Origin of the sequence: Nocardia sp. NPDC052316, assembly GCF_044547795.1 — a bacterium.
Lineage (GTDB): Bacteria > Actinomycetota > Actinomycetes > Mycobacteriales > Mycobacteriaceae > Nocardia.
In genome coordinates, this window is the sequence record NZ_JBIUBB010000001.1 from 858,939 (window position 1) to 880,855 (window position 21,917).

Consider the following 21,917-nt stretch of genomic DNA (forward strand, 5'->3'; position numbering starts at 1 on the left):
CGGTGCACACCGCGGCCCGATCGCCGACGTTCGTGCCAACGCTACGCGGTCAGCGGTCCACGTCGTGGCGATCGGCTCAGCGGCGTCACTGCACCCAGTACCGGTACCAGTCGTCGCTGGTGAGTGGACGGCGTTCACCGCGGGCGGTCTCCGCGGCGTCTTCGGCGGCGTGGATGGCGGCGGCGAAGGTGAGGGTGGCTTTGCGGAGGCGTTCCTCGGCGCTGTCGGGGCCGCCGAGGTGCACGACCCGCAGGTCCTCCGGGATCAGCTCGGCGGGGAGGCCCGCCTTGGTGCTGCGGTCGCGGATCTTCTCGGCGAGGGCCAGCGCGGGTTGGGCCATGGCGATACCGTCGAGGCAGGAGCGGCGGGCCTTCTCCGCGGACTTGCGTTCTTCCCAGGCACTTTCCTGTGCCGCGATCTTCTCCGCGAGCGAGGTGTCGGCGGCGAAGTCGGCGTCGCGCAGGTAGGGGCTGCGGTTGACCAGCTTGGCCACCAGCGCGGCCGCCACGTCGTCGACGGTGAACTCGCCTGCCTCCTGGGCGATCCGGGAGTGGAAGAGCACCTGGAGCAGCAGGTCGCCCAGTTCTTCCTTGATGGTCTCGGCGTCGTTGTGCTGGATGGCGTCGAGGAGTTCGTAGGTCTCCTCGAGCAGGTACGGGCGCAGGGAGTCGTGGGTCTGGGTGACCTCCCAGCCGCCGAAGTTCCACAGGCGGTCCATGACCTCCACGGCACCGGTGAGACCGGCCGCCACCACCGCGGTGTCGGAGGGCGCCTCGTTCGGCCTGCTGGCGGCAGCGTGGCGAGCGGCCCGCAGCACCGCCTCGTCCCGGTCGGTACTCATCGCGCGGCCGAGACCTCGGTCGCGGTGGTGAGATCTACCGCACCCTGCGCTTTTCCGTCCAGGGCGAGCAGCAGGTCGGCGACGAATTGCAGGAGCACGACGTCGCGGACCCGGTCCGCCCCGACGCTGTCTTCGACGCGCGGCAGCGGCAGCGAGATCACCCCGCTGGCCGCGCGATAACTGGCGCTGGGGTAGATCCGTTTCAGCCGCATCTGCTTCGAGTCCGGCAGTTGCAGTGGCGAGACCTTGAGTGTTGTTCCGGTGACCGCGATTTCGGTGACGCCGTACTCGCGGGCCAGCAACCGGAGCTTGGCCACCGAGACCAGGCGGCCGACCTCGACCGGCAGCGGGCCGTACCGGTCGACGAGCTCCTCGACCACCGAGGCCAGGGTCGAATCGTCCTGCGCGGAGGCCAGTTTGCGGTACCCCTCCAGCCGGAGCCGGTCGCTGCCGATGTAGTCGGGCGGTATGTGCGCGTCGACGGGCAGGTCGATGCGCATCTCCTTGGGTTCCTCGGTGGTGATCGGCCTGCCGTCGGCGGCGGCCCGGTACGCCTCGACGGCCTCGCCGACCAGCCGGACGTAGAGGTCGAAGCCGACGCCCGCGACGTGCCCGGACTGTTCGGCGCCGAGCACGTTACCCGCGCCGCGGATCTCGAGGTCCTTCATCGCCACGGCCATGCCCGCACCGAGATCGGAGTTCTGCGCGATGGTGGCGAGGCGGTCGTAGGCGGTCTCGGTGAGCGGCTTCTCCGGCGGGTACAGGAAGTAGGCGTACCCGCGCTCCCGGCTGCGCCCGACCCGGCCACGCAGCTGGTGCAGCTGCGAGAGGCCGAGGGTGTCGGCGCGTTCCACCAGCAGCGTGTTGGCGTTGGAGATGTCGAGGCCGGTCTCGATGATGGTGGTGCAGACGAGCACGTCGAACTCGCGCTCCCAGAAGCCCGCCACGGTGGATTCGAGGGCGTCCTCGTTCATCTGACCGTGCGCGACGGCCACCCTGGCCTCGGGCACCAGATCGCGGATCCGCTTGGCGGCCTTGTCGATCGAGGACACCCGGTTGTGCACGTAGAAGACCTGGCCGTCGCGCAGCAGCTCGCGCCGGATCGCGGCGGTGACCTGCTTGTCGTTGTAGGCGCCGACATAGGTGAGCACCGGATGCCGCTCCTCCGGCGGGGTGAGGATGGTCGACATCTCGCGGATGCCTGCCAGGCTCATCTCCAGGGTGCGCGGGATCGGCGTTGCGGACATGGTCAGCACGTCGACGTGGGTGCGCAGCGCCTTGATGTGCTCCTTGTGTTCGACACCGAAGCGCTGCTCCTCGTCGACCACGACGAGCCCGAGGTCCTTCCAGCGCACGCCGGTCTGCAGCAGGCGGTGCGTGCCGACCACGATGTCGACACTGCCGTCGGCCATGCCCTCCAGCACGGCGCGGGCGTCGGCCGGATCGGTGAACCGGGACAGGCCCTTCACGGTGACCGGGAAGCCGGCGACCCGTTCGGCGAACGTCTGCAGATGTTGTTGCGCCAGTAGCGTTGTCGGCACCAGCACGACGACCTGCTTACCGTCCTGCACCGCCTTGAACGCGGCCCGCACGGCGATCTCGGTCTTGCCGTAGCCGACGTCGCCGCACACCACCCGGTCCATCGGGACCGGCTTCTCCATGTCCGACTTCACCTCGGCGATGGCGGTCATCTGGTCGACGGTCTCGGTGAACGCGAACGCGTCCTCCATCTCCTGCTGCCACGGGGTATCGGGACCGAACGCATGCCCCGGCGCCGCCTGGCGCGCGGCGTACAGCTGCACCAGCTCACCGGCGATCTCGCGAACCGCCTTGCGCGCCTTGCGTTTCGTGTTGGCCCAGTCCGACCCGCCGAGCTTGGACAGGCTCGGCAGCTCGCCGCCGACGTAGCGCGACAGCTGATCCAGCGACTCCATCGGCACGAACAACCGGTCGCCCGGCTGGCCGCGCTTGCCCGGCGCGTACTCGATGACGAGGTACTCCCGGCGGGCGCCGCCGACAGTGCGCTCGATCATCTCGACGAATCGCCCGATGCCGTGCTGGTCGTGCACCACCATGTCGCCCGCGTTCAACGCCAGCGGGTCGACCTGGTTGCGGCGCTTGGCGGGCAGTCGCTTGCCGTCGCCGGGGGCGGTCATCCGGTTGCCGGTGAGATCGGACTCGGCGACGACGACCAGCCCGGCGTCGTCGAAGACCAGTCCGTCGTGCAGCGAACCGCACAGCACGCCGACCACGCCGTTGCTCGGCTCGGCGCCGGGATCAAGCGCGGCGGCAGGCACGTCGGCCTCGGCGAGGCGTTCCAGAATGCGTTGCGCCGTACCGTGTCCGGCGACGACGACCACGGCGCGGCCGCCGGTGGCCACGTGCGCGCGCAGCGAGGCGAAGATGGTCGCCACGAGTTCGTCGGAGCCGCGGGCGGTCGGCCCGGCCAGCACCGGAAGCACCACTTCTTCGGGGACGCCCGCGGTGAGCGGGCTCAGCGTCCACCAGGGCAGGCCGTGCTGGTCGGCGCTCTCGTGCACGACCGGCAGCGCCCGATAGCCGGACGCGGCCAGGTCGAGCCCGTGTGCGCCGAGCGGGGCGGCGGCGCCGAAGGAGGCCGCGGTCCAGGACGCCTCCAGGAACTCCTCACCGGTGCGCACCAGGTCGGCGGCGCGGGTGCGGATCTTCTCCGGATCGCAGAGCAGTAGATGAGTGTGCTCGGGCAACACCTCGGTGAGCAGGCGCAGTTCGCCGGGCTGCAACACCGGAAGCAGCGCCTCCATGCCGTCCACCGGAACGCCGTTGGCCAGCTTCTCCAGCATCTCGACCAGCGCGGCGTCGGCCGCGTTGGCGGCGGCGACCTCGGCGGCCCGCGCGCGCACCGCGGCGGTGAGCAGCAGTTCGCGACAGGGCGGCGCGACGACGACCTCGACGGACACCTCGGGTAGCGAGCGCTGGTCGGCGACGGCGAACGGGCGCAGCTCGGTGACCTCGTCGCCCCAGAACTCCACGCGCACCGGATGATCGGCGGTCGGCGGGAAGAGGTCGAGGATGCCGCCGCGCACCGCGAACTCGCCGCGCTTGCCGACCATGTCGACCCGGCTGTAAGCGAATTCGACCAGGCGCGTGAGGAGTTCGTCGAAGTCGAGCTCGGCGCCCACGCACAGCACGATCGGCTCGATGTCGCCGAGCCCACCGGCCATCGGCTGCATCAGCGACCGCACGGTGGTCACCACCACGCGCAGCGGCGCGGGGAAGGCCGGGTCCTCGGGGTGGGCCAGCCTGCGCAGCACCTCGAGCCTGCGCCCGACGGTGTCGGCACCGGGTGAGAGCCGCTCGTGCGGCAGGGTTTCCCAGGACGGGAACTGCGCGACCGTCGGCCCGAGCATCTCCTCGAGTTCGACGGTCAGATCGTCGGCCTCGCGCCCGGTCGCGGTGACCACCACCAGCGGCCGTTTCGCCGCGATCGTCGCGGCCACGAACGGACGCACCCCGGACGGCCCGACCAGCTCGACCGACGACTTGCCGACCAGCTCGGTGACGGTCCGCAACGCGGTGTCGGCACCGGCGGCCGCCGCGAGTCCCGCCAGTGGTGGGCGTTGGGTCGGCATCACAACTCCTGAGCTCGAGCCGGGTAATTCCAGCAGCGAGCCGAGTCTAGCGGTCCCGCCTCTCCGCGTATTCAGGCCAGACCTAGGTGCCACGTCCGTAGCGTTGGCGGCCGCCGGGAACGGAGCGAGCTGGGTCAGCCCGTACCCGGTGAGTTACCCATGTGCTCACGAAATCAGTCGTCACCGACAAGTAGCGTCGAGACGGCGATAGGGCTCAGGGCACATAGCGACGCAGGCGCCGCGCCGCGAACTCGCGGAAGTAGGCCAGCTTCTCGGCGGGGACGATCGACGGGAGCAGGAAGTACCAGACGCGCTCCATCCTGGTCGCCATCTGGTCGATCGACTCGGTGCCGACGGCGATGATGTGCACGCCCGCGGTCATCTCCTGCAGCAGCATGCCGATCACCTCGGCATCGAGCTCGGGCTGCAAATCCCCTTGGGCGATGGCTCTTTCGGAGAGTACGCGGTAGGTGTCGCCCCACGTCTTGGCGATGTTGTCGCCCTGCGCGCCGCGGTAGTCACCGATCTGATGGGTCAGCTTGAGCATCGCGCCGACCATCGGATCGTTCATCGATAGGTCGGCAACGACGTAGGTGATGCCGATGCACGCCTCGAGTGCGGGCACCCGGGGATCGAAGAAGCCCTGACACGAGCTGACCAGCCGCTCGTTGCCCTGGTCGACCACCGCGCGCGCCAGCTCTTCCTTCGAGCCGAAGTGAAAGTACAAGGCGCCCTTGGTCACATTGGACTGCGCGATGATCTCGCTCAGACTCGCGTTCGCGTAACCCAAGCGCAGAAAGACATCGGCAGCGCCCGCAAGAACGGAGTCGCGGGTGATCTCCGCGCGCGCTTGCCTAGCCATCAGATCCGCCTGTCATCCTAAAAACCAGCCATCCTGAAGTAGACCGACATCACGAAGTAGACCGACTTACCGCCCGAACAGCACCCAAAGGATGGGTGAACCGTACCACCAGGCGGGCCCTCGGCAGTCAATTCGAGCATTCGACTGGACCCGCTTCGCAATTCGCTGGTTAACAACCCGAGCTCACTCCTCGATACCGGCGCGCCACTCCGAGCTGAGGTGCGGGTCGGCCTCCAGATGGCTCAGCCCGTTCCAGCACAGATTCACCAAATGCACGGCGACAACCTCTTTCGACGGCTTGCGTTCGTCCAGCCACCAGGTGGCGGCGGTGGCCACCTGCCCGACCAACGCCTGGGCGTACAGGGTGGCCAGGCTGGTGTCGAAGCCGCGGCGATCGAAGTCGCCGGCCAGGATGTGCGCCACCTGATTCACGGCCTCGTTGAGCAGGCTGGAGTATCGGCCCTCGGCGTTGCCGGTCGGCTGATCACGCACCAGGATGCGGAAGCCGTCGGTGCGCTCCTCGATGTAGGTGAGCAGCGCGAGCGCGACCTGCTCGAGCCGCACCCTGGAACGATTCTGGGTGAGCGAGGAGACGATCATGTCGAGCAACATCGACATCTCCCGGTCGACGACGACCGCGTACAGCCCCTCTTTGCCACCGAAATGCTCGTACACCACGGGTTTGGAGACCTGGGCCCGCTGCGCGATCTCCTCGATCGAGGTAGCGTCGTAACCGCGCTCGGCGAACAGCGCGCGACCGATCTCGATCAGTTGCTGGCGTCGCTGGGTACCCGTCATCCGCGGCCGCGACACCTTGGGCGGTTCACTGGTAGACATCGCTCCCGCCTCCCTTCGCCAAAGACCGTCCGGTGCCTTAACTGTTCCAGACAGCACCGCAGATCGCGCCGTCAACCCCGGGCGCGCCCCCGATGAACTCTCGCCGCGACGCTGTCGACGCTCCAACTACCGGCAAGAATCGCGGAGAGGCACGGGTGTATGCGAGGATCTTTCCCGTGCCGTGGCACAGCGGCGGGTGTTCCCGATCCGCCGATGTGACAATCCGCCGTGGTGTAATGGCAGCACCTCTGATTTTGGTTCAGATAGTTCAGGTTCGAGTCCTGGCGGCGGAGCTCGGCAGCACGATGACTATCGTTGGCCCGCACATCGGCGCCCAGCACAGCAGACCCCCGCACGATGAGCAGAGCCAAGCACGATGACAGGCAGCCGAGGGAGATCCATGCCACAGCAGACCGCCGTCGTCGTTCTCGCAGCCGGTGCCGGGACGCGAATGCGGTCGAAGACCCCCAAGGTGCTGCATTCGCTGGCCGGTCGGAGCATGCTCGCACACGCGCTGCATGCGGCGAACGAGATCGACCCCGCATATCTGATCACCGTGATCGGCCACGACCGCGAGCAGGTCGGCGCGGCCGTCAACGCGGTGGCCACCGACCTCGGCCGGGAGATCACCCCCGCCATTCAGGAACAGCAGCTCGGTACCGGGCATGCCGTGCAGTGCGCACTCGCCGCGCTGCCCGTCGGCTTCACCGGTGACCTGCTCGTCACCTCCGCCGATGTCCCGCTGCTCGACGGGCACACGCTGTCCGCGCTGCTCGACGAGCACCGCAGCTACACCGAGCGTTCCGCGGTGACGGTGCTGACCTTCGTGCCGGACGACCCGAACGGCTACGGCCGCATCGTCCGTGACGCGAACGGCCGGGTGTTCGAGATCGTCGAGCACGCCGACGCCACCCCGGAGCAGGCCGCGATCACCGAGGTCAACTCGGGTGTCTACGCGTTCGACGTGAACGTGCTGCGCACCATGATCAGCCGGTTGTCTACCGCGAATGCCCAGCACGAGCTGTACCTGACCGACGTGCTGCGACTGGCCCGCGAGGCCGGGCATCCGGTGCACGGCGCCCGCCTGGTCGACGCGGCCAAGGTCACCGGCGTGAACGACCGGGTCCAGCTGGCCAGCGCGACGAGCACCCTCAACCGCTACATCCTGGAACGGCACATGCGGGCCGGCGTCACCATCATCGACCCGGCCTCCACCTGGGTGGACGCCAGCGTGCGCATCGGCAGGGACGCGATCCTGCGCCCCGGCGTGCAGCTGCTCGGCGACACCGTGATCGGCGAGGACGCCGAGATCGGGCCGGACAGCACGCTGCACGACGTGGTGGTCGGCGAGGGCGCCCGAGTCATCCGCACGCACGGCGAGGGCGCGATGATCGGCCCCGGCGCGACCATCGGCCCGTTCAGCTATCTCCGTCCGGGCACGGTGGTCGGCAACTCCGGCAAACTGGGCGCGTTCGTGGAGACCAAGAATGCCTCGATCGGCGCGCACTCCAAGGTGCCGCACCTGACCTACGTCGGTGACGCGACCATCGGCGAGCACAGCAACATCGGCGCTTCGAGCGTTTTCGTGAACTACGACGGAGTGACCAAGCATCACACCACTGTGGGATCGCATGTGCGAACGGGAAGCGACACGATGTTTGTCGCCCCGGTAACGGTGGGTGACGGAGCGTATACGGCGGCGGGTACTGTACTGCGCAGAAGCGTTCCGCCCGGCGCACTCGCGATCTCCGGCGGACCGCAGAAGAACATCGAGGGCTGGGTGCAGCGGCACCGTCCTGGAACGGCCGCGGCGCGCGCGGCGGCAGAAGCCAACGCCGCCACAGACAACTCCGGTCAGGCAATCGAGCAAAAGGATGGCAAACAGCAGTGACCGCGTCATGGATCGACAACCAGAAGAACCTCATGCTCTTCTCGGGACGCGCTCATCCTGAGCTGGCCGAGCAGGTCGCCAAGGAACTCGACGTCCACGTCACGCCGCAGACGGCACGCGACTTCGCCAACGGCGAGATCTTCGTCCGGTTCGAGGAGTCGGTCCGCGGCTCCGATGCGTTCGTGCTGCAGAGCTTCCCCGCGCCGCTGAACCAGTGGTTGATGGAGCAGCTCATCATGATCGACGCGCTCAAGCGCGGTTCGGCCAAGCGGATCACCGCCGTGCTGCCGTTCTACCCCTACGCCCGCCAGGACAAGAAGCACCGCGGCCGCGAACCGATCTCGGCTCGCCTGGTCGCCGACCTGCTGAAGACCGCGGGCGCGGACCGCATCATCACCGTCGACCTGCACACCGACCAGATCCAGGGCTTCTTCGACGGCCCCGTCGATCACATGCACGCGCAGCTGCAGCTCGCCGAGTACATCCGGACGAACTACACCCTCGATCACATCACCGTGGTCTCCCCTGACTCCGGCCGCGTGCGCGTCGCCGAGAAGTGGGCCGACTCGCTCGGTGGCTCGCCGTTGGCGTTCATCCACAAGACCCGTGACCCGCTGGTGCCCAACCAGATCAAGGCCAACCGCGTGGTCGGTGACGTCGAGGGCCGCACCTGCATCCTGATCGACGACATGATCGACACCGGTGGCACCATCGCGGGCGCGGTCAAGGTGCTCAAGGACGCGGGCGCCGGCGACGTCGTCATCGCGGCCACGCACGGCGTGCTGAGCGACCCGGCCGCGGAGCGGCTCGCCGCCTGCGGCGCCAAGGAAGTTGTGGTCACCAACACGCTGCCGATCACCGAAGAGAAGAAGTTCCCGCAGCTGACGGTGCTGTCCATCGCCCCGCTGCTGGCCCGCACCATCCGCGAGGTCTTCGAGAACGGCTCGGTCACGGGTCTTTTCAACGGCAACGCATAGGTACGCACCGCGAAACGGCGGCTCGGGCTTCGGTCCGGGCCGCCTTTTCTTTTGCGCCGGATCCGGTTGCTATGGCTTTGCACGGGGATACTGGGAGGTATGGACCGTGAACCGTTGGACACAGACATGGGAGACGACGACCAAGCCGACGAGATCCGCGCCTACCGGCGCAATATCGAGGATCCGCCGGCCGAACTGCGGTTTCGCTATCACGAGAACGAGGACGACGGCAGGCTCGGCATCGCCGACGCGCTGGCGCAGGAGTCGACCCCGCGCGAACAGCGTGCCGAGAAGGCCCAGGACGACGAGCGGCCCGCCGAGGTGATCGCCATGGAGCTCGTCGACGATTCCGACCTCTAGCGCAATCGGCTATGACAACTCGGCCGCCGTGGTACGCATGACGGACATGCCGGACGCGATCCGTCCGCTGTCGGTGGTCGACGGCGGTGGAACGCGGCGATGGCGACCGGACCACACGAGGAGGCGCGATGAGTACGCCGCAGCATCCGGAACGTCCCAGCGGTGCGCCGGGGTCGGCGGGCGCGGAGTCCGCGTCGGCGGCGAGTGAGACCGGGTCGGGAGATCCGTCGGCGGACGCCGGTGCCGCACCTGCCTCGCGCGACTCCGGTACGTCGGCGAAATCCGCGGATGCGAGCACTCCGCCCTCGCTGTCGAAAGACGTTGGCGCCGCGGAACCTTCGAGCCAGCCGTACACCCCGCCGCCGCCCGCGCCCGGTGAGTGGTGGCAGCCCACCGACGCGCCGAGCGGACCGCTCGGCGGGCACCCGCAGCCGTGGGGTACGGGACCTGCGGGACCGTCGAGTAGCCAACCCTCCGGGGACGCCGGGCCTGCCGGGCCGCAGAGCAGTCAGCCATCGTGGGGCTCCGGGCCATCCGACGCGCAGCCGTACGCCGGTGCGGATCCGTCGGGTGGACAGCAGGCTTGGGGTGGTCAGCCGCAAGATGCGAGCCCGCCGCAGTACCCGGGCGGCGGCCGACTCCACGAGGCGAGCGGCCCGGCGCAGTATCCGCAGGGCGGAATGTACAACTACCCGCCGAGCGGCGGCTACGGCGAGCAGAGTCCGCAGCAAGGCTACGGCGCTTACCCACAGCAGTCCTACGAGCCGTATGCCACCCCGCGTACCGCAGGCACCCAGGTGTTCTCCATCATCGGATTCGTCTGCGCCGCGGTCGCGGTGTTGTTCTGCCCCATCCTGTTCGGCCCCGCGGGCATCGTCCTGGGTCTGATCGGCCACAGCAAGGGCGAATCCCTCGGTAAGTGGGCCGCGATCGCCTCGGGCGTTACCATGATCATCGGCTTCCTGGTGGGGTTCCTCATCTTCAACGGAGACCTGAGAACGTAGATTGCTCGGTATGAGCGAGGCACAGTCATGACCAAGTTCAGCGGCTTTCCGCTGGCGGGGCTGGATTTCTACGAGGATCTCGAGGCGGACAACTCGAAGACGTTCTGGACCGCGCACAAAGACGTGTACGAGACGGCGGTGAAGGCGCCGATGCTCGCCCTCACCGCCGAGCTGGAGCCGGATTTCGGTCCGGCCAAGATCTTCCGGCCGTATCGTGACGTGCGTTTCGCCAAGGACAAGACGCCGTACAAGGACCATCAGGGCGCGTACGTGTCGGTGGCGCCGAGCACCGGCTGGTATGTGCAGATCGGCGCGGCGGGACTCTACGTGGCGGGCGGCTTCTACGGCGGTTCGTCGGAACAGATCGCCCAGCTGCGCGCCACCATCGACCACGAGGTGCGCGGGCCGGAGTTGGAAAAGATCCTGGCGAAGTTGACAAAAGCCGGGTACACGATCGGCGGTGAACAGCTCAAGACCAAGCCGAAAGGCTACGACGCCGACCACCCGCGCATCGACCTGCTCCGGCGCAAGGCCCTGGTCTGCAACAAGGAGTTCGGGGCGCCGCCGTGGCTGGACAAGCCGCGGGCAGCCAAGGAGATCCGCACCGCCTGGGAGACGATGCGGCCCCTCATCGATTGGCTCGGCGCCGTGGTCAGCGGGGCGACCACCAGGTCGCCCCTGCTGGCCTAGTCGCGGGCGGCGAGGACGAGCGCGAAGCGGTCGTCCGGGTCGGTCCACACCTGCTCGGTGCTGAACCCCGCGGTGCTCAGCTCCGCGGCGAGACCGTCGAGCCGGAACTTCGCCGAGATCTCGGTCCGCAGCTGCTCGCCGCGGGCGAAGCGCACCGTGAGGTCCAGGTCGCGGACCGTGACGGTCATGTCTTCGGTGGCCGCCAAGCGCATCTCGATCCACTCGTTGGCCGCGTCCCACAGCGCGAGGTGCTCGAACTTGTCCGGCGCGAAATCGGCGTCGAGTCGAGAGTTCAACACGTGCAGCACATTCCGGTTGAACTCAGCGGTGACCCCTGCGGCGTCGTCATAGGCGGGGACCAGCACGGCCGGATCGATCACCAGGCCCGCACCGAGCAGCAGCTGCTCGCCCGGCTCGAGCACCTCGTAGATGCTCGCCAGGAACTCGGCGCGCTCGGCGGGGACCAGATTGCCGATGGTGCCGCCGAGGAACGCGATCATCCGGCGGCCGCCGCCGGGCAGGTTGTGCAGGGTGTCGGTGAAGTCGCTGACCACACCGTGCACGGCGAGCCCGGGAAACTCGTCCGCGATCTCGTCCGCCGCGGCCCGCAGCGCCGTGGCCGAGACATCCTGCGGGACATAGGTCTTCAACGGACCCTCGGCGGTCAGCGCGGACAACAGCAGCCGCGTCTTGGCCGCCGAGCCCGCGCCGAGCTCGACCAGCACCTCGGCCTGCGCGACCCGGGCGATCTCGCCGACCACCCGCTCGAGCAGCGCGCGCTCGGTGCGCGTCGGGTAGTACTCGGGGAGCTCGGTGATCTGCTCGAACAATTCACTGCCGCGCGCGTCGTAGAACCACTTGGGCGGCAGCCACTTCGGGTCGGCGGTCAGGCCGAGCCGGGCATCGGCCCGCAAAGCCGAGGTGAGGTCGTCATCGGATAGGTGGATCTCCAGCGTCGGTGCGGTCATCGTGCGCCTTTCGTGCCGTCGGGCAATGGGTCGATGGTGAGCTGGCCTGGCCGGGCGATCACCAGGCTGCGGTCGGGGATCGACTGCCAATTCGGGTCGTCGTCGTAGGGTTCGGAGGCGAGCACCGCGACGGTGTCGGTGATCAGCGCGGACAGGGAGTGGTGCACCGTGGTGGCCCAGAGGGTTTCGCCGTCGCCGAGCAGGAAATTGAGCCGCGCGTTGGGTGCGTGGCGCAGCACGCCGGACACGAGCAGACCGAGGGCCGTGCCCGGGGAGTCGACGAAACCGCCCGGCTCCATCGCGGTGAGCATCTGCCGCAGCAGCACCCACAGCGTCGCGGCGTCGGTCGGCGCTTCGGCTTCGAGCAGCTGAATCGTCTCGAAGAGCCTGGTCGCGCCGACCTGGGTGGCGGCCATATCCAGGTCGGAGGACACCGCGGTGACTACCGGACGCCAATTCGGCACCGCACCGTTGTGGCTGAAGGCCCAGCGGCCGCTGGTGAACGGCGCACACGCGGTCCGCTCGATGGGCATGCCAACGGTGGCCGACCGGATCGACCCGAGCACGGCGGTCGAATGCAGCTGCGCCAGCACCTCTTCCACCGCCGGGTCGGTCCAGATGGGCGCGGCATTGCGATACCGGCTGGCGATCAACGTGCTGTTCGGCGCGCCGTCGCCGGGCAAAGCACTGGTCGCCAAGGGATTTCGGGTGCCCTCGACCTGCGCGGCCCGCCACCACGCGACACCGAACCCGTCGGCGTTGACCGTGCCGCCGCCGCGCATGTCCCGCGGCGCCCAGGCCTGGGTGCGCAGGGAATGCGTACCGGCCGTGAGCATCTCACCGACACTCACCGCGGGGCCGAGGTAACCGAGATGTCGGCACATCAGTAACCACCTCTCGTCGATCGGCCGTTCACTCGCCCTCCCCGGGTCGCAGGTCGCGAGCGAGCCGGAAGCCCGCGAAGATCTGCCGTCGGATCGGGTGGTCCCAGTTGCGGAAGGTGCTACGGCAGGCGACCGGATCGGTGCCGAACGAGCCGCCGCGCAGCACCCGGTAGTCGCCGCCGAAGAACACCTCCGAGTACTCCCGATAGGGGAAGGCGTGGAAGCCCGGGTAAGGATCGAAACCTGATGCGGTCCACTCCCAGACGTCGCCGATGAGCTGGTGCACGCCGGCGGGGGTCGCGCCCGCCGGATAGGCGCCGACGTCGGCGGGTTCCAGGTGGCGCTGGCCGAGATTGGCGGTGGCCGCGTCGGGTTCGGCGTCGCCCCAGGGGAATCGGCGGTCGGCGCCGGTGGCCGGGTCGTGCCGTGCAGCCTTCTCCCACTCGGCCTCGGTGGGCAGCCGCTTGCCCGCCCAGTTCGCGTAGGCCTCGGCCTCGAACCAGCACACGTGCACCACCGGCTGATGCGGGCGCAGCGGCGTCAGCACGCCGAAGACGCGACGCCACCAGTGGCCGGCCGGGTCGCGCTCCCAGAATTGCGGCGCGACCAGGCCGGCCTCCTGCCGGTGCGCCCACCCGCGCTCGGACCACAACTCGGGACGCTCGTAGCCGCCGTCGTCGACGAAGGCGAGGTACTGCTCGTTGGTCACCGGCGCGGCGTCGATGGCGAAGCCGGGCAGTCGAACTCGGTGCGCGGGCCGCTCGTTGTCCAGCGCCCACGGTTCGGTGGACGTGCCCATGGTGAATTCGCCTGCGGGAACGACGACTTCGCCGGTGACGGGCGTGGCCGCGATCGGCACCGCGGGCGCGGTCAATACCGCTGGGCCGGTGCGTAATTGGTGGGTGGCCAGCATGGTCTCGTCGTGCTGCTGCTCGTGCTGGGCGATCATGCCGAAGGCGAAACCACCTTCGATCAGCGGCGCACCACGTAAATCGCTGTGGTCGAGCACATCCCACACTTTGTCGCGGACGGTACCGACATATCCCCTGGCCTGGGTGGGGTCGAGCAGCGGCAGCGCGGGACGGTTCGAGCGCGCGTGCTTGAACGCGTCGTACAACTCGTCGATGTCGGCGCGCACCGGCTCACGGCCGCCGACATCGCGGACCAGCCATAGTTCTTCCTGGTTGCCGATGTGGGCCAGATCCCAGACCAGCGGGCTCATCAGTCGCGAGTGCTGTGCCACCAGTTCGGCTTCGTCGATGCAGTCGGTGAGGGTGAGGGTGCGCTGCCTGGCACGGGTCAGTACCTCGGCGATCCGGTCACGCAGTCGCTCGGTGTCGGAAACGTCGGAGGCAGGCGGATGGTGAATGGTCACGATGGTCTCCGTGGCTGGTTCGGCGTCGGCTTCGGCAGGGCGGGATGCGCCGGGCCGGATCGGCAATGCAGACAGGCTCTTCGCACGACTGAACCCGATGACAGCTCGGCGCTGCCGTGCGGCGGCCGCGGTCGGCGCGCTGCCGCTCGATTCACGAGACGACTCCGCGACCGTCCGCCCCGGCACCGGCCGCCGCGGGTCCCCGGCCGCTGCGACATCGTTCGGCGGCGGCTTCGATCTCGCGGACCGCCTCGTCCGTCGTCGCGCTGGCCGCGGCCAGCGTGAGCAGCTGCACCGCCACCGCGCGGATGTCCAGATCGGCCAGGCCGTAGCGGGCGGCGTCGAGCCAGTGGCCCGCGAGCGGTGCGGCGATGGCGGTCGCCTCGGCGACGACGGCACGGCTGGACATTAGCGCGTCGAGCACGTGGATCGGCACGGTCCAGCTGTCGCCGGGCTGTGCGTCGATATATCGCACCTCGAGGTACCCGGACGCACGCACCGGCGGGAACAGCGTGGTCAGGTGATAGTCGAGGTCGTTGCGGTCGGGGCGGCGGCCGACCTCGTCGTCGAGGGCGCCGCAGAGCCAGTCCGCGAAGGTCGCTCCCGGCGGTGGCGACCACCCCGTATCGCCGTCACCCGGTGCGCGGGAATCACTGTCGGGTCGTCGAACGCACAGCAGCGGTACGTCGAGTGCCCACCTGCTGTAGCCGTGGATCGGATCCGCCCAGTCCATCAGCGGCGGCCGGGTCCTGGCGTTGTCCAGCCGCAGCCAGGCCCGCATGCGTTGCGACGCCCACTCCCCCGCCGGGGCGCCGCGCAGCGCGGGCGAGCAGGCGAAGGCGGCGAGCAATGCCGGGCCGATGGCGTAGAGCGCGGTCCAGCGGGCGGCGATATCGGCGCGATCGGCACCCGCGTCCACGCTGACCTGGGTCGCCGCGGTATTGCACATCATGAGTTTGCCGAACGGGCCGATACCGGCGAAGGTCTGCTCCATGGCGCGGTAGCGCGGGAGCTGGAGCAGCCGCTTGGGGCGGCGGTCCGCGTCGGCGGCGACGGAAACGGTCCGGATGGAACGAGATTCGAGAAGTTCCCGCAGGAGGCGGGCATCGTCGCGAAGCGAGGAATTCAGCTGCGCGGCATCAGCGAACGGTGCGCTGGATAGTTCGATCTGGCCACCGGGTTCGATGGTGACCCGGCTGCCCCCTGGTAAGGCCGACTCCGGGGAATCGGGGGCGATGGACCGCGGTGCATACGGTCCGAGGGCGTCCGCCAGAGCGGTCAACTGGGGACGCGGGGCGGCCGAGGGGCCTGACGCCGAACACTCACCCTGCACGGTGAGCCATTCGAGCTCGGCGCCGATCAGCGTCGGCGGCCCCTGCTTGAAGCAGACACCGCCGATATACGCCTCGGCGGCGGCTCGCGAGCCGAGCTCACCATCGTGGATTACCCGGCTGACCAGCTCCGAATGCTCCAGCGTGACCGCCATACCAACCTCCACTGTGGGTCCGATTCGCTGTGGTTTCGTGTCCGCCGTCGATGTGTTATCGCCGCGTGGCCGATGTGTATTCCGCTCGCGACATCCATTCAGAGTAGCGAGCGGCACTGACAAGAAACCGACAAGAAACCGAACTGGCGACCGACCAGGCACGGACAGACCCCGCCCGGCGGCGCCGGTTAAGGTCGAAATCATGCTGGCTGAAGATCGTGTCCGAGCCGACACCCCTGGTTGCGCGTCCGGTGCCGAGCCGGGTCCGGTGTTCCTCGACAGCGCCGGATCGTCGCTGCCCCCGCGCGTGGTCCTGGACACCGTCATCGACCATCTGCGCCGTGAAGCGGAGGTCGGTGGCTATCGCGCCGCGAACGAGCGCCTCGACGATCTCGTCGCGGTGAAGACCGCGATCGGCACGCTCATCAACGCGGCACCGTCCAGTATCGCGTTGAGCGACAGCGCGACTCGCGCGTGGGCCGACTTCTTCTACTCGATTCCGCTCGCCGAGGGTGACCGCATCCTGGTCTCCGAGGCCGACTACGCCAGCAACGCCATCGCGGCCTTGCAGCGCGCCAGGGCCACCGGCGCCACCGTGGAGCAGATCCCGAGCGACAGCACCGGGCAGATCGACCTCGACGCGCTGTCGACGCTGGTCGACGAGCGGGTCAAGCTGGTCTCGGTGCTGCACGCGCCCACCAACGGCGGGCTGGTGAACCCGGCCGCCGAGGCCACCAGGATCGCGCGTTCGGTCGGCGCGCTGGTGCTGCTCGACGCCTGCCAGTCGACCGGGCAGCTCCCGATCGATGTGGCCGAACTCGACGTCGACGCGCTCTCCGCGACCGGCCGCAAGTGGCTGCGCGGGCCGCGCGGAACCGGATTCCTCTACGTGCGACCGGAATTGGCGGCAACGATCGAGCCGGGGCGGCTCGACCTGCACAGTGCGGAGTGGACCGCCCCGGACGAGTACCGCCTCGCCCCCGACGCGAGCCGCTTCGAGTTTTGGGAATGCGATGTGGCCGCCCGCCTCGGTCTCGGCGCGGCCGTGCGGTACCTGCTCGAGCTCGGCCCCGCGAATGTGTACGAGGCCATCTCGGCCCGCGCCGAGCACCTGCGCAAGGCGCTACCGGAGATTCCCGGAGTGACGGTGCGCGACATCGGCGTTCAGCACAGCGGCATCGTGTCGTTCACCGTCGACGGCGTCGACTCCCTCGCGGTGCGCGATCGGCTCGCCGAGCAGCACGTCACGGTGACCGTCAGCCGCGCGGGCTCGACGCTGCTGGACATGACCGGTCGTGGGCTGCGCTCCGTGGTCCGCGCCTCCCCGCACTGCTTCGTGAGCTTCGACGAGCTGGACCGTTTCGTGGCCGCCGTCGCCGCACTGTAAACACCTGCCGGACAAAGGCGCTCGTCGAGCAGGGTCATCTGGTCGACGAGCGGCCTTGGCCGACAACCGGATGACTCTGCTCGATTGCGTGTGGCGGCGGAATCGCGTTCAGGCCAGATGTAATTCGAGCGCACGGTCGACCAGCGCGCGGAGGTCGGCGGTGGGCGCGACCAGGCGCAGGCTCCGATTCGCCTGGAGTGCGGCGATGCCGTGCAGGTTCGTCCACAGGGCGATCGCACGCTCCGCCGCATCCGCGGATCCAGCGTCGGCGGCCTCGGTGACGAGCACCACGAACCCCTGGAACAACGGCAACGTGGTCGCGCGGAGGTTCTCACCGGACCCTTCGAGCAGGTCGTGCCGGAACATCAGGGTGAACATCTCCGGCCGCGCACCGGCGAACTCGACGTACTCGACGCTCATGCGCGCCAGCCGATCTCGGGCGGACCCACCGGGGTCGGCCGCGGCGAACCGGTCGATCAGATCGGCGAACCCGCGCGCCGCGATGGCCGCGAGGAGCGCGCGATGTGTCGGAAAGTACCGGCGCGGTGCCCCATGTGAGACACCGGCGGCGCGCGTGATCGCCCGAAGTCCCAATTGCGCCGCGCCGACCTCTTCCAGCAGGTCGACGCCCGTCCCGACCAGCCTGTCCCGCAGGGTTTCACGCTCGACCATGCAGACATTGTCTACGGCAACCACACGACCTCCACATCCGGGTATAGACACTGTCTACACCCATGCGGTAGACAGTGTCTACACATTCCGATCGGGAGGTTCTCCGTGTGGTACTGGCTCTTCAAACATGTCTTGCTCGGCCCCGTGCTGCGGGTGCTCGGCAGACCCGAAGTCGAAGGGCTGAATCATGTTCCGCGCACCGGGCCGGTGATCGTCGCGGCCAACCACCTGGCGGTGATCGACTCGCTGTACCTGGCGCTGGTGCTGCCCCGCCGCGTCACGTTCCTGGCCAAGCAGGAGTACTTCACCGGCACCGGCCTGCGCGGCCGATTCCAGCGCTGGTTCTTCTCGGCGACGGGCCAGGTGCCGGTCGACCGAACCGGCGGTACCGCCGCGGCCGACGCGCTCGCCGCCGCCACCCGCATTCTCGAGGCGGGCGGCGTGTGGGCCATCCACCCCGAGGGCACCCGCTCACCGGACGGCCGGGTGTACCGCGGCCGCACCGGCACGCTGCGAGTGGCGATGGCGACCGGCGCACCGGTGATCCCGGTGGTGCTCGCCGGCACCGATCGCGTCAACCCCCGCGGCCGCCGACTGCCCCGCTTCGGCAAGGTACGAATCAGTTTCGGCACCCCTCGCTACTACCTGCCCGCCGAGCAACACCACACCGCACGCACCGCGACCGACGAACTGATGCGCGATCTCGCCACCCGCGCGGGCCGCCACTACGTCGACCAGTACGCCACCACTTTTCGCTGACCTTGCCACGGCGCAGTCGGTTACCCACCGACGATCGGTGGGCCACTCGAGCCTAAAACAACATGCGGGGACAGCCACGCGCGCTCCGGACCCAGCCACGCGGATACGGGTCCGGAACCGCACACCCGGGGTTACCCGCGACACTCCAGCAAACGCAGACACGCTGGAAAAGGGTTAACGCCACGCCGGAATGGCGGGATAGTTGATGGAGGTCGGCAGGCGACCCGAAGCTGGTGATGAGGGAGTTGACGTTGAGCAGGTTCACCGACGAGATGTATGCGACGGCGCAGGCGTCTACCCGGGGGCTGGTGACCGGCGAACCGAACGCACCGCTGCGCCAGAGCTGGGGCGAGATCCATCGGATCGCCCGGCGGATGGCCGGTGGACTCGCGGCCGCGGGCATCGGACACGGTGACGCGGTCGGTGTGCTCGCGGGGATGCCGGTCGACATCGCACCGGCCTGCCAGGCCATCTGGATGCGCGGCGCGTCGATCACCATGCTGCACCAGCCGACCCCGCGCACCGATCTGGTCGTCTGGGCGCGCGACACCGAGACCGTGCTGACCATGATCGAGGCGCGCGCGGTGGTGCTCGGCGCCCCGTTCGAGGCGGCCGAACCGCTGCTGCGCGAGCGCGGCATCACGGTGGTGCGCATCGATCAGCTGCGCGACGGCACCGACACCGATCCGGTGCCGACCGCCGAGGACGATATCGCCTTGCAGCAGTTGACCTCCGGATCGACCGGGTCGCCCAAGGCGGTGCGGATCACGCACGGCAACTTCTTCGTCAACGCCTACGCCATGTTCGATCGGGTCAAATTCCAGCTCGACGACGACGTGATGATCAGCTGGCTGCCGCTGTTCCACGACATGGGCATGGTCGGATTCCTCAGCGTCCCTATGCAAATAGGCGCCGAGGTGGTGTGCGTGACGCCGCTGGACTTCCTGATGCGCCCGTTGCTGTGGGCCGAGCTGATCACCAAGTATCGCGGAACCGTCACCGCCGCACCGAACTTCGCGTACTCGCTGCTGGCCCGCAGGCTGAAGCAGGCCGACGACGACGCATTCGATCTGAGCAGCGTCCGCTACATGTGGAACGGCGCCGAGCCGGTCGACCCGGATACCATGGAGACACTGGCCGCCGCCGGAAAGCGCTTCGGGCTCAGCCCGATGGCACTCACCCCCGTGTACGGCATGGCGGAAACGACGCTGGCCGTGTCGATTCCGGATCCCGGCCTCGGTCAGGTGCTCGACGTCATCGACGCCGACCTGCTCGAGGCGCTCGGCAAGGCCGTTCCGGTGCCCGACGAGCACGGGCATCCCGGCAATATCCGCAGGCTGCCCACGCTGGGCTACCTGGTCGACCATCTGGAGGGTCGGGTGGTCGACGCGGAGCGGCAGCCGCTGCCGCCGCGCTCGGTCGGCGTCATCGAGTTACGCGGGCCCGCGGTCACTTCCGGCTACGTCACGGTCGAGGGTTTCCGTCCGGCACAGGACGCCGCGGGTTGGCTCGACACCGGCGACATCGGTTACTTCACCGAAGAGGGCTTGATCGTGGTGTGCGGCCGGATCAAGGACGTCATCATCATGGGCGGCCGCAATATCTACCCCACCGACATCGAGCGCGCCGCCACCCGGGTGAGCGGCGTGCGGCCGGGTAACGCGGTCGCCGTGCGCCTGGACGCCGGGCAGAAGCGGGAGAGTTTCGCGGTGGTGGTGGAGAGCAACGACTACCAGAATCCCGAGGCGGTCAAGCGGATCGAGCGCGAGATCGTGCACGCGGTGTTCTCCGAGGTGGGTTCCCGGCCGCGCACCGTCGCCGTGCTCGGCCCCGGTGCCCTGCCCAAGACGTCCTCGGGCAAGCTACGCCGCGCCGCCACCGCCGCGCACCTGCGCTGAACAGCACTGCGCCCGTACCGCCGAGTCGGTGGTACGGGCGCCTGCGCTCAATGCACTTGGTTCTGCGCGGTTTCCAGCCCGACGCGCAGCAACAGCTCGACGGCGTCGGCGGCCTGCTCCACGATCACCGGGATCTCCTTGCGCTCGGCCGCCGTGAACGGCTTGAGCACATAGTCGGCCGGATCCTGCCGGCCGGGCGGACGGCCGATACCGATCCTGGTGCGCAGATAGTCCTTGGTGGTCAGCGCGCTCGACACCGAACGAAGGCCGTTGTGCCCGCCCTCGCCGCCGCCGCGCTTGAGCCGGATCTCACCGAAGGGCAGGTCGAGTTCGTCGTGCACGACGATCACCTCGGTGGGCGGCACGGAGAAGAATTTCGCCAGCGCGGCGACCGGGCGCCCGGACAGATTCATGAACGAGCGCGGCTTGGCGATCAGCACCTGGCGGCCGTCGAGGCGGGCCTGCAGCAGGTCGGCGCCGGACTTCTTGTGCACGGCAAAACGGCCGCCGACGCGCTGCGCGAGCACGTCGGCGACCAGAAACCCCACGTTGTGCCGGGTGCGCTCGTACTCGGGTCCTGGGTTACCCAGTCCGACAACGAGCGCGGGCCCGGTCGCGGCGTCGGTCATCGAAGAACCGATACCGGAGTACTTACTCGGCGCTCGCGGCTTCGGCGGCGGCCTCGGCAGCCTCGGCGGCTTCCTCGACCTCGGCCTCGGACTGCGGCGCGGTGATGACGTTGACGATCAGCGTCTCGGGGTCGACGTTCAGCGTGACGCCCTTGGGCAGCTCGAGCGAGCCCGCGTTGATCTGGGTGCCCGCCTCGACGCCCTCGACCGAGACCTCGATGGACTCGGGAATGTTCATCGCGTCGGACTCGATGGAGATGGTGGTGGCGTCCTGGGTGACCAGGGTGCCGGGCGCGGCGTCGCCGGTGACGATGACGTTCACATCGGCGGTGACCTTCTCGCCCTTCTTGATGATGAGCAGGTCGGCGTGCTCGATGTAGCGGCGAATCGGGTGCACGACAACGGACTTGGTGAGCGCGAGCTGCTTCTTGCCGTCGATGACGAGGCTGAGCACCGCGTTGGTGCCGTGCTCGCGCAGAATGGCGGAGAAGGCGCGGGCGTCGAGCGAGAGGTGCTGCGGGTCGGCCTGGTGGCCGTACAGCACGGCGGGAACGTTGCCCGCGCGACGGGTACGGCGGGCGGCACCCTTACCGAACTCGGTGCGTACGGCGGCTTCGAGAAGGTTGGCGTCGGACATGACTGGATCTACTCCCTACGGCTGTTCCGGGCTGTCAACAGTGCGCCAGGGTCTGTTTCCGCCCTGGCTGATTGGTCTACTCGTCCGACGAAGAACGAACGGGGACGGCCGGAAGCCGAGCCGCGTCGATCACGGTGAACGCAAAATCA

19 protein-coding genes and 1 tRNA gene are annotated in these 21,917 nt (G+C 68.8%); 9 read left to right on the top strand and 11 right to left on the bottom strand.

Annotated features, from left to right (window positions below; genetic code table 11):
- Window positions 1-85: 85 nt before the first annotated feature.
- The 4 genes from ACIHA7_RS03995 to ACIHA7_RS04010 form a co-directional block, all read right to left on the bottom strand.
- Entirely contained in the window at window positions 86-841 is a 756-nt protein-coding gene (locus ACIHA7_RS03995) for a MazG family protein (protein ID WP_397285306.1), read from the bottom strand.
- A complete protein-coding gene (gene mfd, locus ACIHA7_RS04000) occupies window positions 838-4,452 on the bottom strand; it encodes a transcription-repair coupling factor (protein WP_397285308.1) in 3,615 nt (1,204 codons plus the stop codon). The genes ACIHA7_RS03995 and mfd overlap by 4 nt, the downstream gene beginning before the upstream one ends.
- Before the next feature lie 214 nt (window positions 4,453-4,666).
- Window positions 4,667-5,314, bottom strand: coding sequence for a TetR/AcrR family transcriptional regulator (locus ACIHA7_RS04005; protein WP_014988187.1), 648 nt, complete (start codon window positions 5,312-5,314; stop codon window positions 4,667-4,669).
- 183 nt (window positions 5,315-5,497) lie between these two features.
- Window positions 5,498-6,151: a TetR/AcrR family transcriptional regulator gene (locus ACIHA7_RS04010; RefSeq protein ID WP_135233382.1), complete on the bottom strand. Its 654-nt coding sequence runs from the start codon at window positions 6,149-6,151 to the stop codon at window positions 5,498-5,500.
- A 222-nt stretch (window positions 6,152-6,373) separates the two neighbouring features.
- Here ACIHA7_RS04010 and ACIHA7_RS04015 point away from each other — a divergent pair.
- The 6 genes from ACIHA7_RS04015 to ACIHA7_RS04040 all read left to right on the top strand — a co-directional run bounded on the left by ACIHA7_RS04015 (window position 6,374) and on the right by ACIHA7_RS04040 (window position 11,073).
- Window positions 6,374-6,444: transfer RNA gene (locus ACIHA7_RS04015), tRNA-Gln, on the top strand.
- Window positions 6,445-6,551: 107 nt separating this feature from the next.
- The gene (gene glmU, locus ACIHA7_RS04020) at window positions 6,552-8,042 is read left to right on the top strand and encodes a bifunctional UDP-N-acetylglucosamine diphosphorylase/glucosamine-1-phosphate N-acetyltransferase GlmU (protein ID WP_397285311.1); all 1,491 of its coding nucleotides are present in this window, start codon (window positions 6,552-6,554) and stop codon (window positions 8,040-8,042) included.
- Window positions 8,039-9,019 (top strand): ribose-phosphate diphosphokinase, encoded by a 981-nt coding sequence (locus ACIHA7_RS04025; RefSeq protein ID WP_107659278.1) that lies wholly within the window; start codon window positions 8,039-8,041, stop codon window positions 9,017-9,019. The genes glmU and ACIHA7_RS04025 overlap by 4 nt, the downstream gene beginning before the upstream one ends.
- Before the next feature lie 99 nt (window positions 9,020-9,118).
- A complete protein-coding gene (locus tag ACIHA7_RS04030; protein WP_397285313.1) occupies window positions 9,119-9,379 on the top strand; it encodes a hypothetical protein in 261 nt (86 codons plus the stop codon).
- A gap of 128 nt (window positions 9,380-9,507) precedes the next feature.
- Window positions 9,508-10,383: a hypothetical protein gene (locus ACIHA7_RS04035; RefSeq protein ID WP_397285315.1), complete on the top strand. Its 876-nt coding sequence runs from the start codon at window positions 9,508-9,510 to the stop codon at window positions 10,381-10,383.
- Window positions 10,384-10,410: 27 nt separating this feature from the next.
- Window positions 10,411-11,073 carry a DUF2461 domain-containing protein gene (locus ACIHA7_RS04040; protein WP_397285317.1) on the top strand — a complete coding sequence of 221 codons (663 nt, stop codon included), beginning with the start codon at window positions 10,411-10,413 and terminating at the stop codon, window positions 11,071-11,073.
- Here ACIHA7_RS04040 and egtD read toward each other — a convergent pair.
- The 4 genes from egtD to egtA all read right to left on the bottom strand — a co-directional run bounded on the left by egtD (window position 11,070) and on the right by egtA (window position 15,786).
- Window positions 11,070-12,041, bottom strand: coding sequence for an L-histidine N(alpha)-methyltransferase (gene egtD, locus ACIHA7_RS04045; RefSeq protein WP_397285319.1), 972 nt, complete (start codon window positions 12,039-12,041; stop codon window positions 11,070-11,072). The two genes, ACIHA7_RS04040 and egtD, sit on opposite strands and share 4 nt — an antisense overlap.
- The gene (locus tag ACIHA7_RS04050) at window positions 12,038-12,925 is read right to left on the bottom strand and encodes a class II glutamine amidotransferase (RefSeq protein ID WP_397285321.1); all 888 of its coding nucleotides are present in this window, start codon (window positions 12,923-12,925) and stop codon (window positions 12,038-12,040) included. The genes egtD and ACIHA7_RS04050 overlap by 4 nt, the downstream gene beginning before the upstream one ends.
- Before the next feature lie 28 nt (window positions 12,926-12,953).
- On the bottom strand, window positions 12,954-14,300 hold the full coding sequence (gene egtB / locus ACIHA7_RS04055) for an ergothioneine biosynthesis protein EgtB (RefSeq protein ID WP_397285323.1): 1,347 nt from the start codon (window positions 14,298-14,300) through the stop codon (window positions 12,954-12,956).
- Between the two features lie 151 nt (window positions 14,301-14,451).
- Entirely contained in the window at window positions 14,452-15,786 is a 1,335-nt protein-coding gene (egtA, locus tag ACIHA7_RS04060; protein ID WP_397285325.1) for an ergothioneine biosynthesis glutamate--cysteine ligase EgtA, read from the bottom strand.
- 202 nt (window positions 15,787-15,988) lie between these two features.
- Between egtA and ACIHA7_RS04065 the strand changes: the two genes are divergently transcribed.
- The gene (locus ACIHA7_RS04065; protein ID WP_397285327.1) at window positions 15,989-17,173 is read left to right on the top strand and encodes an aminotransferase class V-fold PLP-dependent enzyme; all 1,185 of its coding nucleotides are present in this window, start codon (window positions 15,989-15,991) and stop codon (window positions 17,171-17,173) included.
- A gap of 108 nt (window positions 17,174-17,281) precedes the next feature.
- Here ACIHA7_RS04065 and ACIHA7_RS04070 read toward each other — a convergent pair whose 3' ends face one another.
- Entirely contained in the window at window positions 17,282-17,845 is a 564-nt protein-coding gene (locus ACIHA7_RS04070; RefSeq protein WP_397285330.1) for a TetR/AcrR family transcriptional regulator, read from the bottom strand.
- Between the two features lie 105 nt (window positions 17,846-17,950).
- Between ACIHA7_RS04070 and ACIHA7_RS04075 the strand changes: the two genes are divergently transcribed.
- Both ACIHA7_RS04075 and ACIHA7_RS04080 read left to right on the top strand, forming a co-directional pair.
- Window positions 17,951-18,604 (top strand): lysophospholipid acyltransferase family protein, encoded by a 654-nt coding sequence (locus ACIHA7_RS04075; RefSeq protein ID WP_397285332.1) that lies wholly within the window; start codon window positions 17,951-17,953, stop codon window positions 18,602-18,604.
- A gap of 251 nt (window positions 18,605-18,855) precedes the next feature.
- Window positions 18,856-20,502, top strand: coding sequence for a fatty acyl-AMP ligase (locus ACIHA7_RS04080; protein ID WP_397285334.1), 1,647 nt, complete (start codon window positions 18,856-18,858; stop codon window positions 20,500-20,502).
- 47 nt (window positions 20,503-20,549) lie between these two features.
- On the opposite strand, the gene pth is transcribed toward ACIHA7_RS04080, so the two are convergent.
- Together pth and ACIHA7_RS04090 are read right to left on the bottom strand one after the other, a co-directional pair.
- On the bottom strand, window positions 20,550-21,131 hold the full coding sequence (pth, locus tag ACIHA7_RS04085; protein WP_397285336.1) for an aminoacyl-tRNA hydrolase: 582 nt from the start codon (window positions 21,129-21,131) through the stop codon (window positions 20,550-20,552).
- A 22-nt stretch (window positions 21,132-21,153) separates the two neighbouring features.
- Window positions 21,154-21,768 carry a 50S ribosomal protein L25/general stress protein Ctc gene (locus tag ACIHA7_RS04090; RefSeq protein WP_397285338.1) on the bottom strand — a complete coding sequence of 205 codons (615 nt, stop codon included), beginning with the start codon at window positions 21,766-21,768 and terminating at the stop codon, window positions 21,154-21,156.
- Window positions 21,769-21,917: the final 149 nt, after the last annotated feature.